12 protein-coding genes are annotated in these 13627 nt (G+C 57.8%); 9 read left to right on the forward strand and 3 right to left on the reverse strand.

Annotation, left to right across the window (positions count from 1 at the left end):
• The first annotated feature begins 181 nt into the window (after positions 1 to 181).
• Both ACTNA2_RS06175 and ACTNA2_RS06180 read left to right on the forward strand, forming a co-directional pair.
• Complete coding sequence (locus tag ACTNA2_RS06175) at positions 182 to 1612, forward strand: PTS transporter subunit EIIC (protein WP_441048896.1); 1431 nt, start codon at positions 182 to 184, stop codon at positions 1610 to 1612.
• A gap of 111 nt (positions 1613 to 1723) precedes the next feature.
• Positions 1724 to 2578 (forward strand): Nif3-like dinuclear metal center hexameric protein, encoded by an 855-nt coding sequence (locus ACTNA2_RS06180; protein ID WP_441048897.1) that lies wholly within the window; start codon positions 1724 to 1726, stop codon positions 2576 to 2578.
• Between the two features lie 94 nt (positions 2579 to 2672).
• On the opposite strand, the gene ACTNA2_RS06185 is transcribed toward ACTNA2_RS06180, so the two are convergent.
• Positions 2673 to 3551, reverse strand: coding sequence for a hypothetical protein (locus tag ACTNA2_RS06185; protein ID WP_441048898.1), 879 nt, complete (start codon positions 3549 to 3551; stop codon positions 2673 to 2675).
• 167 nt (positions 3552 to 3718) lie between these two features.
• On the opposite strand from ACTNA2_RS06185, the gene ACTNA2_RS06190 reads away from it, so the two are divergent.
• Positions 3719 to 4369: an HAD family hydrolase gene (locus ACTNA2_RS06190; RefSeq protein ID WP_441048899.1), complete on the forward strand. Its 651-nt coding sequence runs from the start codon at positions 3719 to 3721 to the stop codon at positions 4367 to 4369.
• A 113-nt stretch (positions 4370 to 4482) separates the two neighbouring features.
• On the opposite strand, the gene ACTNA2_RS06195 is transcribed toward ACTNA2_RS06190, so the two are convergent.
• Complete coding sequence (locus ACTNA2_RS06195) at positions 4483 to 5595, reverse strand: LacI family DNA-binding transcriptional regulator (RefSeq protein WP_441048900.1); 1113 nt, start codon at positions 5593 to 5595, stop codon at positions 4483 to 4485.
• A 329-nt stretch (positions 5596 to 5924) separates the two neighbouring features.
• Here ACTNA2_RS06195 and glmS point away from each other — a divergent pair, with 329 nt between their 5' ends.
• The gene (gene glmS / locus ACTNA2_RS06200; protein WP_427728812.1) at positions 5925 to 7772 is read left to right on the forward strand and encodes a glutamine--fructose-6-phosphate transaminase (isomerizing); all 1848 of its coding nucleotides are present in this window, start codon (positions 5925 to 5927) and stop codon (positions 7770 to 7772) included.
• 112 nt (positions 7773 to 7884) lie between these two features.
• Here glmS and ACTNA2_RS06205 read toward each other — a convergent pair whose 3' ends face one another.
• Positions 7885 to 8586 (reverse strand): GntR family transcriptional regulator, encoded by a 702-nt coding sequence (locus ACTNA2_RS06205; protein WP_441016618.1) that lies wholly within the window; start codon positions 8584 to 8586, stop codon positions 7885 to 7887.
• Between the two features lie 193 nt (positions 8587 to 8779).
• On the opposite strand from ACTNA2_RS06205, the gene ACTNA2_RS06210 reads away from it, so the two are divergent.
• From ACTNA2_RS06210 to ACTNA2_RS06230, 5 genes are all read left to right on the forward strand, one after another.
• Entirely contained in the window at positions 8780 to 9814 is a 1035-nt protein-coding gene (locus ACTNA2_RS06210; protein WP_154517801.1) for a YeiH family protein, read from the forward strand.
• A 266-nt stretch (positions 9815 to 10080) separates the two neighbouring features.
• A complete protein-coding gene (locus tag ACTNA2_RS06215; RefSeq protein WP_441048901.1) occupies positions 10081 to 11298 on the forward strand; it encodes a helix-turn-helix domain-containing protein in 1218 nt (405 codons plus the stop codon).
• 239 nt (positions 11299 to 11537) lie between these two features.
• The gene (locus ACTNA2_RS06220; protein WP_154517807.1) at positions 11538 to 11963 is read left to right on the forward strand and encodes a hypothetical protein; all 426 of its coding nucleotides are present in this window, start codon (positions 11538 to 11540) and stop codon (positions 11961 to 11963) included.
• 167 nt (positions 11964 to 12130) lie between these two features.
• Complete coding sequence (locus tag ACTNA2_RS06225) at positions 12131 to 12721, forward strand: hypothetical protein (protein ID WP_441048902.1); 591 nt, start codon at positions 12131 to 12133, stop codon at positions 12719 to 12721.
• Between the two features lie 86 nt (positions 12722 to 12807).
• Entirely contained in the window at positions 12808 to 13626 is an 819-nt protein-coding gene (locus tag ACTNA2_RS06230; protein ID WP_441048903.1) for a class B sortase, read from the forward strand.
• Position 13627 lies beyond the last annotated feature (1 nt).

Raw genomic sequence — 13627 nt, forward strand, 5'->3', positions numbered from 1 at the left:
AGCTTCCGAAGCGTGACGTAAAGACAGGGCGACCTGTCGATGTCTCGTTTTGGAGCTTTTTGTCTTTACGCCGTTTCCCTCAACAATCGAATATTTCCATGTGGGCGGCAGGCCACCGTCCGCTTTGTCTCCTCGCGCGCGCAGCGAGGAAGGAACCGGATCGTTCGAAAGGGAAGATGATATGGCTGACAATAAGAAGATCGCAGCCGATGTGCTCGAGGCGCTGGGTGGCAAAGACAACATCACCTTTGCAGCCCACTGCATGACGCGCCTGCGTTTTAACCTTAAGGATATGGAATTGCCCGATATTAACGCTGTTAAAAAAATAAACGGCGTCATCGGCGCTCAAATATCTGGCGGGCAGTTCCAGGTGATTATTGGGCAGAACGTGCCTAAGGTATATGACGAGCTCATCACGATGAGCGGCTTGGCCAAGCAGGAGAGTATCGACGAGAACCTCGACGCAAGTGGAGTCAAAACACCGCTTACTCCGGCAGCCGTTGGCAATGCGATTCTTAACTACCTCTCGGGCTCCATGGTTCCGATGATTCCATTGCTGCTCGCTTCGGGCATGTTCAAAACCGTTGCCGTCGTACTCGGGCCAACGATGCTCAATCTCATTGCGGATACGAGCGATCTATATATCCTGCTCAATATGCTCTACAACGTGACGTTCTACTTTATACCAGTCTTCTTGGGCTTTTCGGCCGCCAAGAACATTGGCGCCACGCCTATGTACGGTGCTTTTATGGGCGGTGTGCTTATCGAACCGACGTTTATGCAAATGGCAGCCGAGGGAAAAGCCTTTAGCGTCTACGGCATCCCCTGCGTGCCTGAAAACTATGCACAGACGGTCATTCCCGTTCTGCTCACAGTGGCCTTGATGTCCGTCTTCGAAAAGTTCCTGCGCAAGCATATGCCTGATTCGCTTACTACGGTGTTTACGCCGCTTTGCACGCTTGCTCTGACTGTCCCCTTTGCGCTTTGCCTGCTTGCCCCTCTTGGCTCTTTGTGCGGCAACGGCCTGGCTGCAATCTTTGGGTTCCTCGGCGCCGAGGGTGGCATCGCGGCGATTATTGGTGGCGGCTTGCTTGCAGCAATTTGGTTGCCCATGGTCATTACGGGCATGCATGTCGCGGTCATTATGATTGCCATTGCAAACTTCATGTCGACGGGCTCTGACAGCTTTATTATGGTCGCTGCTACGGTTGCGCTGTGGGCTGCCTATGGAGTGGAGATTGCGACATGGCTCAAACTCCGTAACAAGGAGGAAAAGAGACAATGTGCCGGCTATCTTGTCGCCCAGCTCATTGGAGGCGTCGGCGAGCCGTTCATCTATGGCATGCTGTTCCGCTATCGTAAGCTGTTCATTGCCTGCATGGCGGGTTCATTTGTCGCCGGTGCCGGGTCGATCGCTCTGCATGTGAATGCCTATCTTGCTGGTGCTGCTTCAAACGTGCTTAATATTATGACGTTTGTCGGCGGTGGCAATGAGAACCTGATCTGTGCCGCCATCGCTTCGGCAGCTGGCTTTATCGTAAGCTTTGCCGTTGCCTGGTTCTTTGGCTTTAGTGAGGATGAGCTTGAGAACGGTCCGATTTCCGAGCGCTAGAAAAGCGGTCGCATATAGGTGGTTCAGCTCAAAAAATGCCGCCTATAGATGATTCCGCAGGGCGGTATGTTTGCTGCCGCCCTGCATATTATGTCGAAGGGGTTGTTACATATGCTTATCAGTGAGGCTATTCAAGCTATCCAGGACTATTGCGGCGGCATCGATGCTTTTACCGGTAAGCCCATCGAGCTTGCGACGACGCGCGATCGGGTGCTTTACGGCAACATCGATCAGCAATGTACCGGAATCGTTACATGCATTTGGGCTACGGCGGAGGTAATTCGCCGTGCCAAGGAGCTTGGCGCCAACCTGATTGTTCCGCACGAGGCGCTGTTCTGGAACCACGGAGACAGCCGTGAGGTGGTCGCGGGGAACGAGACCTTTGAGGCAAAGTGCGCCTTGCTTGACGATTGGGGTGGAGCGGTCTGGCGTTGCCATGACTATATCCACTCGGGCGTTCCGCTCGCCTCGGACGGCTCGATGGTCGACGGCATCTTTTACGGATTCGCAGCAAAAATGGGCTGGCTCGAATATGCGACGGATGGGTCGTTTATGAGTTATCGGATTGATCCAATGCCGGCGCGCGATTTGGCGAAAATGCTTGTCCTCAAGCTCGGTCTTAATGGAACGCGCCTGATCGGCGACGGCGATGCCTTGGTGGGTAACGTCGAGATTCCGATGCATATTATGGGCCGAGATAACGACGAGATTGCCCATATCGACTCTGATGACATCGATTGCATTTTGGCGATGGAGCTTATCGACTTTACGGTGAGTGAATACATCCGCGACGCCGCAATGCTCGGTCAGGGGAAATGTGCCATCCATATGGGTCACTTTAACGGCGAAGAGCCGGGCATGGAATACATGTCGACATGGTTGCCCGCTGCGCTCGGAGACGCTGGTGCAGACTTGCCGGTCACCTTTGTGCCCATGGGAGACACTTATCAATACGTACTGGCATAGATGTCCTGGGCCGCGACGCCATAGAGGTGTCGCGGCCCTGTTTGTGTTTCCCCAGATAAAACCTGCCAAAATAAACCTGTCCCTTTTTGGCAGGTTACTGATTCATGTTGCCGTGGATGTAGGGGGTGACTTCGGGGGAGATGTGGCTGCAGCCCAGTTCGCGCAGCGCGGACTCGATGGCGACGGGCAGCGGGGTCTTGCCCTCGGCATTGACGGTAGCACCGCCGAGGGCGGCAATCTTGGCGACATCTGAGGGTGCGGCCTCGATACGCATGCAGCCGCCGACCAAGCGCGCGCGAACCTGCGCCAGACCAAGATTGTGCAGGTAGTCCTCGCAGGCGCGGATTAAATCGATCTTCTCGTGCGTAAGCTCCTCGCCTGTGGGGACGCGCGTGGCAAGACAGGCTCCCGCCGGCAGGTTCCAAACGGGATAGCCCCATGCGCGCAACAACTCGCGCTCTTCGTCCTTGGTAAAGCCGACCTCCATAAGAGGGGAGCGTACGCCGAGCTCTATGGCAGCACGCATGCCGGGACGGTAGTCACCGCGATCGCTTGCATTGCTGCCATCGATGACGGTGGGAAAGCCGAGCGACTTAGCGTGGTTGACGATGGCGGTAAAGCCGGCGTGTTTGCAGTGGTAGCAACGGTTGGCGTCGTTGCAGGCTACTTGGGGGAGCTGCAGCTGATCGACCGAAAGATTGAGCACGGGGAGCTTAAAATGCGGTCCCTCATTGGTTTGCCTGTCAACGGATCGCTCAAACGAGGTCTGTTCGGGCGTGCCGATGAGCGGCGTGGTGAGGTGAACGAGAAGCGTGCTGGCAGGCATGATGCGGGCGCAGACCGCGGCCAAAAAGCTGCTGTCGACGCCACCGGAAAAGCCGATGGCGACGCGTCCGTATGCCAAAAGCAGCTGTTCGAGCGCCGCGAGTTTGTCCTGAAGCTCCTTTGCAGGTGCGGTAGTGTCTGAAAGCATAAAACAATCCTTACCATTGAGTACTCGGTCGAAAACTATAATCCTATCGGACTGCTCGTCATATGACTTCTGCCTATGTAACGATAGTGCAATATGCTATATACGTCATATACAAGTTTGTAAAGTAAGCTAGAGTGGCCGTAATGCAATCCGGTGAGGGGACCGATATGATCAAGACTGTAATTTTTGACATGGACGGAACGCTGGTCGATACCGAGCGTTTGGGCATCAAGGCATGGAAGGCGGGCGCTGCCGAGCTGGGGGTCGCGATTGATGATGCGCTGATCCATCAGTTTATCGGCCGCACGCTGCCCGATGTCATGGACATCCTTGATAAGCATTACGGCAGCCATGAAACCACCGAGGCGATCTATGTTCGCCACAAGGAGATTCGCGACGAGATGGTCAAGACCGATTTGGAGCTTAAGGCCGGCGCCGCTGAGTGCCTAGACGAGCTGCTAGCGGCGGGCTATCACGTGGGTCTAGCGACGTCGTCGCGCCTCGTTACGGCCGAGCGCAACCTTAAGATGGTCGGTCTTTTTGACAAGTTTGAGACGGTGACCTGCGGCGAGGACGTCGTGCACGGCAAGCCCGACCCCGAGATGTATCTGCTTGCCTGCGAGCGCGCGGGCTTTGCCCCCGAGGAATGCGCTGTGGTCGAGGATTCGCGCAACGGCTGCGTCTCTGGCATCACGGCCGGCTGCCATGTCTTTGCCGTCCCCGACATTGTGCCGCTGCCGCAGGACGTGGTGGATGGCTGCGAGGCCGTGCTCGATACGCTGTTCGACCTGACGGCGGCGGTCAAGGCTGTGCGCTAGACAGCTGCGGCGTTGAAACGGGCAATTGCCCACATTTACGCTTAAGCATAAGGGGTCCGGCAATGGCCGGGCCTCTTTTGCTTAAGCTGCGTTTTGGCATACTGGTCGACGTGCTATAGATACGCGCCCAGGTTGATGGCGGTGGCTTCGGCTTGGCTGCTCGCCTGGGTACTGGCGCGCTCTAAGAGGAACGGCCGCACGAGTTCCTGACGGTTGATGTCCTCGGCGGCTGTGACCTCGGTGACGGTGCGTGCGGCGGAGCCGATACGGACGCGTTTGGTTTTTGTCGGCGCCTTGTTCTCGATTTGCTCCACGAGCAGCTGCACGCCCTTGCGGCCAATTTCGTAACCCGGCGGTGCCACGGTGGTGAGCGGGACCGACCCGCTCCATGCAAGCGGGTTGCCGTCGCAGCCGGCCACGCGAACCTGCTTGGGGACGGAGATGCCTTTGTCGATCAACGCCGAGATAACACCCGAGGCCAATACGTCGGTTAGGCCGATGACAAAATCCGGACGCTCATCGGTGGAACGCTCGGCAATTTGAGTGCCGATACTGTAGCCGTCGGCTGCGGTATTCCATTCTCCGGCGTCAATGACCTCAATTTTGATGTCGGGATGAAGGGCGAGGGCCTTGTGAATGCCAAGCACGCGCAGGGTGAGCTGCATAAATGCCGCTCTGCCCACAACGGTGATATGGCGTGCGCCGCGGGCAATGGCGAGCTCGGCGATAATGCGCCCCTGTGCCTCGTTATCGGCGGCCACGTAGTAACCGGGCTCGGAACAGTGGATGTCCAGATGGACAATCGGCACGGGCATCATGGTCATGGCGGGGTGCCAATCGGGGGATGCCATGGGCTGAACCATGACGCCGGACATCTGCGTGCCCATAAAGTAGCGCAGGTAATGGTCTTCGAGAATATCGTCGTTATCGGCGTTGGCGATAAGCAGGTCGTAACCGTGCTTGCGGGCCTCGTTATGGGCACCGCTGGCAATTTGGAGCGAGAAGCCGTGGTCGAGACGGGGGAGGACCAGGCCAAAGGACTTAGTGGTGCCTCCTGCGAGCTGGCGGGCGCTTTGGTTGGGCAGGTAGCCAAGGCGATTGATGGTCTCGTTGATGATTTTGAGGGTCTCGGGGCGCAGCTTTTCGGGATGGTTGAGCGCGTTGGATACCGTGCCCAGCGAGACCCCTGCCTCGCGCGCGACGTCGCTGATTTTTACCTTTGCCATAGCGGCCCCTTTGATGCGTTTCAAGTACAAGCCAGATTGTAGCATCGCCCGCCCCTAGGGTGTCAAAACCTGCCAATTAGGGACAGGTTTATTTTGGCAGGTTTTATCTGGGGAAACGCTATTGCCAACGCGACCACCACGAAGGGGACAGGCACCTTTGTGGCGGTTTGGACCGGCCGAACGTGTGTGCATCGGGTGGTATCTAAGTTGAGATACCACTTCTGGTATATCAGCTTGCGCTTGCGTGAGTACAATACTCGAACGTTATACGTCTCAGCGCCCCTTGTGCGTGGACGTTTTACAGTCACGCGAGCGAAGGGATTTATCCTATGTGCGGAATTGTCGGCTACACCGGCTCTGATATTGCAAAGAACATCCTTGTCACGGGCCTTAAGCGCATGGAATATCGCGGCTATGACTCCTCGGGCGTCGCGCTCGAGGTGGGCGAGGGCACGGCGGCTCACCTCGACGTCATTCGCCGCGTGGGCAAGGTCGCGGGCCTGGAGAGCGAACTTACCAATGTCGACAGCGACGCCACCTGCGGCATCGGCCACACCCGCTGGGCTACCCACGGCAAGCCCTCCGTTGTCAACGCCCATCCCCACACCAGCTGCGACGGTCGCATCGCCATCGTCCACAACGGCATCATCGAGAACTTCGCCGAGCTGCGTGAGGAGCTGGAGGGCCGCGGCCATCACTTTAAGAGCGAGACCGACACCGAGGTCTTTGCGCACTTGATCGAAGAGGCCTATGCCGAGACACACGACCTGATGGCTTCTGTGCGCGAGGCCTGCACCCACGTGGTGGGCGCCTATGGTTTGGCCGCCGTTTCTGCCGATGAGCCCGGCGTGATCGCCGTGGCCCGCAAGGACTCCCCGATTGTGGTCGGTGTCGGCGAAACCGGCTCCTACGTTGCCTCCGACGTGATTGCGCTTATCGATGCCACCCGCGATGTCGTGGTGCTCGAAGACGGTCAGTTTGCCAAGCTTACGCCCGCAGGCGTCGAGTATACCGACGAGGCTGGCAACGTGATTGAGCCCAAGCTTACCCATATCGACTGGGACCTGGATATGGCCGAAAAGGGCGGTTATCCCGACTTCATGCTCAAGGAGATCCATGAGCAGCCTCGCGTCGTGCGTGATACCCTGGTGGGCCGCATGACTCCCGCCGGTGAGCTCGATATCGACGAGCTGGGCCTTTCGCTCGAGGAGCTCAACGATATCGACCGCGTGTATGTGATTGCCTGCGGCACCAGCTACCATGCCGGACTTATCGCCAAGAACCTTATTGAGGGTTGGGCTCGTATTCCTACCGAGGTCGAGGCGGCAAGCGAGTTCCGCTATCGCAACCCCATCATCACGCCGACGACGCTTGTCGTGGCCGTGTCCCAGTCGGGCGAGACGGCCGACACCCTTGCCGCCATTCGCGATGCGCGCATCAAGGGCGCCAAGGTCTTTGGCATCACCAACGTGCTGGGCAGCCCGGTGGCGCGCGAGAGCGACGGCGTTATCTACACCAAGGCTAACAAGGAGATTGCAGTTGCCTCGACCAAGAGCTTCATCGGTCAGGTCGTGAGCCTTACGCTTTTGGCCCTGCTGCTGGCGCAGGTTAAGTACCGTCTGACCACCAAGCAGGCGCGCATGCTGTTCCGCGAGCTTTCCGATACGGCCGAGCAGATCCAGTGGATCCTGGATACGCAGACCGAGGCCGTGCACGAGGCCGCGCTTGTCTGCAAGGACGCGCAGTCTGCACTGTTCGTGGGTCGCGGCATGGGCGCCGCCATTTCCTATGAGGGCGCGCTCAAGCTCAAGGAGGTCAGCTACCTGCATGCCGAGGCATATGCTGCCGGCGAGATGAAGCACGGCCCTATCGCGCTGATCGACCCGGGTTTTCCCGTCATCGCGGTTGCAACCAAAAGCGCAACATACGACAAGACGGTGTCGAACCTCATGGAGTGCAAGGCGCGCGGCGCCAAGGTCATCGTCGTTGCTACCGAGGGCGACGAGGAAATCAACAAGATCGCCGACTGCATCATTCGCGTGCCGGCCGTCCGTGACGTATTCAGTCCCATCACGGCGAGCGTTCCGCTGCAGCTGCTCGCCCGCGAGGTTGCCATCCTGCGCGGTTGCGACGTTGACCAGCCCCGCAACCTGGCCAAGAGTGTCACAGTAGAGTAATCGAGTTCCTACGTCCTAACAACTAAGGCCCGGCTTCGTTGCAGCGGAGCTGGGCCTTGTTGCATTTGCCCAGATAAAACCTGCCAAAATAAACCTGTCCCTTTTTGGCAGGTTAGCGGAGCTTGCTGGTCTCGAAGTACTCGGGATATTGGTCCAGGACTTCGGTCTGGTTGCGGAACATCATATGCAGGTGCTTGCTGACCAAAAAGCTTGCCTCGATAGGATCGCGACCGGCGATGGCGCGGCGGATTTGCTTGTGCTCGTTAACAATCTCCTGATTGTCGAGCGCCTGCGTAGCGGCGCGCAGCCAGCGGAAGCGCTCCAGGTCGGCATTGGTCGCCTCGAGCCACGACCACACGGTGCTGCGGCACGCGATGCTAAAGATCATGCGGTGCATGAGGTTGTCGCTTAAAAAGAAGCCGATGCGGTCCTCTTCGGCCATGGCTTTTTCCTGCAGCGCGATGGCTCGGTCGAGCTGCTCGATGGCTACCGAGGTGGCACGGGCGCAGCACTCCACAATCACCTGCTTTTCCAGGTGTTCGCGAATGTAGCAGGCACTCTCGGCAAGGGTGAGGTTGATGGGCGAGACATAGGTGCCGCTTTGGGGCACGGTGCGCACTAAGCCCTCTTGCGCCAGACGCACCAGTGCCTCGCGCACAGGGGTGCGCCCCATATCTAGGTCGTCACAAAGCTGCTTGACGCCCAGCTTTTCGCCCGGCTTGTAGTCCAGGTAGACTATTTTGCGTCGAATGGTGTGGTAGGACTGGTCCTGTAGGCTCGTTTCCTGCTCGCCGACGTGCATCGATTCTTCCATAGTGCCTCGCAACTGTTCTATCACACTCATATGTCAGTTGTTAATTATGCCGCGAATCAGCTCTCCGCGCTGGGTAATTCGGTTGTTGCCCGAGAACTATTGCGGCATCTTAGTCTGTTTTTGCGTATGGCTGTGCTCGATGTTGCCGTATCATAAGCCGTCGCAAACGTGAAATAGAAAGAAGGAATCCCGTATGCAACTGGTAAATATCGTACGCGAGCGCTGGAAGGGTGTCTTGTTCTGCCTGATCATCGCCATCCCTGCGTCGTTGCTCGGCAAACAGATTGAGGTGGTCGGTGGGCCGGTATTTGCCATCCTCTTTGGCATGGTTCTGGCGCTCGTCTTTCCCAAGAATCGTCGCGAACAGCTCGCCGCCGGCGTCACCTATACGTCTAAAAAAGTCTTGCAGTACGCGGTTATCCTGCTTGGCTTTGGCATGAACCTCTCGCAGATTCTGTCCAAAGGCGCCCAGTCGTTGCCGATTATCGTGGCTACGATCTTGACCTCGCTCATCATCGCTTTTGTGCTCTGCCGCGTTATGAACGTGCCGGGCAAGATCGCGACGCTTGTGGGTGTGGGTTCGTCGATTTGCGGCGGTTCCGCCATCGCCGCGACCGCGCCCGTCATCGATGCCGACGATCGCGAGATTGCCCAGGCTATTTCGGTCATCTTCCTGTTTAACGTTATCGCGGCGCTCGTGTTTCCAACGCTTGGAGGCATGCTTGGGCTGACCAACGAGGGCTTTGGCCTGTTTGCCGGTACCGCTATCAACGACACCTCGTCTGTAACGGCTGCGGCGAGCGCCTGGGACAGTATGCATCCCGGCGCCAATGTGCTCGAGAGCGCTACGGTAGTCAAGCTCACCAGGACGCTGGCTATTATCCCCATCACGTTGGTCCTCGCATGCTGGCAGATGCATCTGGCGCGCAAGGCCGGCGGCGACGCCAAAAGCACGTTCTCCCTTAAGCGCGCGTTTCCCATGTTTGTGCTGTTCTTTGTGCTGGCGAGTGTGGTCACCACAGTGTTTCAGCTTCCCGCGTCCGTTACGGCGCCCATCAAGGAGCTGTCGAAGTTCTTTATCGTGATGGCCATGGCGGCTATTGGCTTTAATACCGATATCGTCGAGCTGGTCAAAAAAGGCGGCAAGCCCATCGCATTGGGCTTTTGCTGCTGGATTGGCATTGCGTGCATGGGTTTGGGAATGCAGCACGTGCTGGGAATCTGGTAGAGAAGTAGCCCATTTACGTGCTGGTTGCTGGTGGCCGCATCCTCGCGGTGGAGCGATAGGAGCTCTTGCGGGTATGGCTTGTCCGCAGGTTAATAGATCCCGAAGAGCTCTTATCGCCCCGCCAGGATGGCGATGCGGGGCAACACCTATACTCGCAGGACGGCGCTTTCTGCCCTATAGTGTTTGGTGAGCAATATCGTTCAATTTTGAAACACTCGGTCGTGCGACCGTCGGCGGTTGTACGTCGCAGCGGACAGGGGCAAATCATGGATAGCGATGCCAAGCTGAAGATCTTGACCAATGCCCTAGCTGCTGCCGGGGCCTCGGCATTGGCAATCGATGCGCGTGGGGACGTCGCGATATCGACCATGAATGACGCGGCGCTTGAGCGGGATGTGGCGGCTTTTGTCGCTGAGCGCCTCGACCGCATAGGAGACGGCGCGCGTCTGGTTATGGGGTGTGCGGGTACGCGCCTGAGCCTGACCGTTCGCCCCACCGATAAAGAGGGCGGGGGCCTTTGGGTCATCGTGGTCCGCGAGGTGCGCGCCGCCGCGGCGCATGCGGGCATCGAGTGGCTCAACGCCGACGAAGTTGAGGCCCGCTACGAATCGAGCGCGTACGGCATCGTCGAAAACGCGGCAGCGGTCGCTGCCCCCGTACGGGAGAGCTATGCGCGCGGAGTGCCCCTTATGCTCGAGGGCGAGCTGGGCGCGGGACAGGATCAGATTGCAAAACGCCTGTACCTGGATGGACCCTATGCCGACCAGCCCTTTGTGTCCGTTGCGCTCGATGAGCTTACGGATCGCGGTTGGCGCCATCTGCTCAAAAGTTCCGAATCGCCGCTATTCCAAACGGGGCTGACACTTTGCATGGGCGGCTGGCATGCCGTTGGCCCCCAACGCCTGCGCGAGCTCGTGTCCGCAATGATCGACACGGCGCTCGCAACTCGTTGCCATGTGGTGTTGACGGCAAACGACATGCCAGGCGGCGGCGAAAGCGATCAGGCTGCTTTTGTAACCGAGCGTCTGGCCTGTGCAGTGAGTGTGGCGCCGGCGATTGCCGAGCAGGGCGGCGCGTCGGAAAAGGTTGCGCGCTATCTGGAATATCTGGCAGATATGTTTGAGACGGCAACACCTGCCTTGTCGTCCGCGGCGGCAAAGACACTCGATGCCTATCGGTGGCCCCGTAACTATCTACAGCTTCGTGAGGTTTCGGAACGACTTTATATATTAGTGAGGATGGGTACGGCCGAGCGGGCGGTGGCGGAGGAGGTGCTCGCTCAGGAGGACGTTATCAAGACCGCGACCTTTGGTGCCCCGACGCTCGATAGCGATCTGTATATCTTGCGCCCACTGGCCGATACCGAGCGCGATATCGCGCGGCTGGTCGTAGGTCACCTTCACGGCAACAGGACCCGAGCTGCCGAAGTGCTAGGCATAAGCCGTACGACCCTGTGGCGCCTGCTGAAGGACGACGACCGTTAAGCGAGGCGCCCGTGACCGCGCGCGGCGCGTGTGATACAGTCCAAAGCAGTATTGTTTCGACTGTGTTACGGCGTGCGGGGAGTATGGCGGAGACTTCAAAAACAAATCGGGTTCGAAAGCCCGCGGCGCCGGTCAACCGTCGCACGACTTCACGGACGTGGGGCAAAAGCGCCTCGGGGTTCGACGGCTCGTTCAAACGCACTAAATATGGTTATCCTTCGGCAAGCGCTCGCTTGGCCATGCAGGCCGAATCATCGCTGTGGGGCCGTAAACGTGTGGTGGGGTCAAAGCTCAAGCACGATGGAACGCTCGGCTACATTAGCCGTGGCGCTGCTCGCCGTAGCGGCCTCAATCCCGCAGGCTGGCATCGCTATGTTCCGATCGCGGTCGTTGTCGCGGTGATTGTCATCGCGCTCGCGGCGCTCGGTTACGCCGGCGGCGGGGCCAATCTGGACGCAATGTTTAAGTCGCCCGAGCTCGCGCATGCAGGCACAGAAGTTGTCGAGGGCGTTCAGACCCAGACGGGCGTCGCGCCCCAGCGCGGCATGGTCGCAGCCGCTGCCACCATTGCCGATGCTCAAAAGGATGAAGGCGAACAAAAAGCAGAGGGAGCGGCACAGGCGAGTGATGGCGGGGCGAATTCGGCTCCAAATCAAACGGCATAGACCTGACGGAACATAAAATAGTCACGGCTAGGTGCCGTTTTGAGCTATAGGCGAACAAAAATCTGCAAAATCGTTTCATGTAGAGCTCTTTAGTTACAATTTGCAGAAAAGGGATATACTACTATAAATTTGAAAATTCGTAAGCTGCAAGTTGAGGAGTACCCAACATGAAGAAGAGATTCATGGCAGCACTGAGCGTGCTCGCTCTTGCCCTGGCTCTGCCCGTGGCTGCTTTCGCCGCCAACAGCCCCGAGAAGGTTAGCAGCCAGCCTGTCACGTCCAATGGCGTGACCGCAAATGCTACCGGCGTTGTCACCAGCAGCGATGCATGGCTTAATGTTGTCGGTACCGGTACTGCCGCCAACAACGTCCCCTCTGGTTCCAATGTGGTTGCTTCTTTTGAAGTCACCCACCATAACACGAGCGGCCCGTACAACTTCACCTTTGCTCTTGGTTCTCAGTATGCTGGCGCCAAGGTGACCGTCTACATCCAGCATGATTCTGGTTCCAAGGATGTGAAGGAGCTTACCGCCGACGCCAACGGCAACGTTTCCTTCACGATGGACGAGCTCTGCATCATCTCTCTGGTTGCTCAGCCCACGAGTGGCGCCTCTGCTGCCGCTAGCACGACTGTGACTGCCGACAAGGGCGCTAAGTCCCCGGCCACCGGCGTGAACACCACCGCCGTTGCCGCCGTGGCTGCTTTTGCCGCCGCTGGTGCCGCTTGCGCTTTTGTTGCTCTTCGCAAGAACAACTAGTACGCATACGGTTTCAACCGTAAGATTTGAGGACCCGTACTTGTGCGGGTCCTTTTTTTAGCCGATTTACAGGGTAAGGGAACACCATGGCACAGCAGCCAGAGGGCAAGTATATGGACGTTCAGCATATGGACGACTCGGACAAAAAGCGTCGCGCCACGATACTCAAGGGCGTTTTCGTGGTGTTGTTACTGATCGCAGTCGGCTGCGGCGGCTACGTACTCTATATGAACCATCTGGAGCAGCAGCGCGCGCAGGAGATGAGTGCAACGGGCAAGCCTGCTACCAAGGTCGAATCGAAGGACAGGGAGCTGGCAGACAATCCCATCGACTTTGCCTCGCTTATCAAAGAAAACGCTGACATTTACGCTTGGCTCTATATTCCGGGAGCCGACATCAACACACCTCTACTGCAGAGTGCAACCGACGACCTGTTCTATTTGGATCACGACAAGGACGGTAAGTACGACCCGTATGGCACCGCGTTTAGCCAGATGGCCAATGCGCGTGACTTTAGCGATCCCGTGACGGTGACCTACGGCCACGTGAACGGCGGCGTGTTCCATAACTTGCATAATTTTGAGGATGCGGACTTCTTTAACGAGAACACCGAGTTCTTCATCTACACGCCCGGTCATATCCTGACGTACCAGATCGTTTCGGCCTACCAGTACGACGATCGCCATATCCTCAACTCATTTAACTTTGCCGATCCCGCTGTGCGCCAGGAGTATTTCAATACCGTCTGCAATCCCGACGCGCTCCTCAAAAACGTACGGGAAGGTATTGCGCTTGATGCGGATAGCAAGGTTGTGCAACTGAGCACCTGCATGCTCGATAGCTCGCAGGGCAACTCGCGCTATATTGTGAGCGGTGTGTTAACAAACGACCAGGAGACAAAATAGT

This window comes from Collinsella sp. HCP28S3_E9 (genome assembly GCF_052065455.1).
In the GTDB taxonomy this organism is placed as follows: domain Bacteria; phylum Actinomycetota; class Coriobacteriia; order Coriobacteriales; family Coriobacteriaceae; genus Collinsella.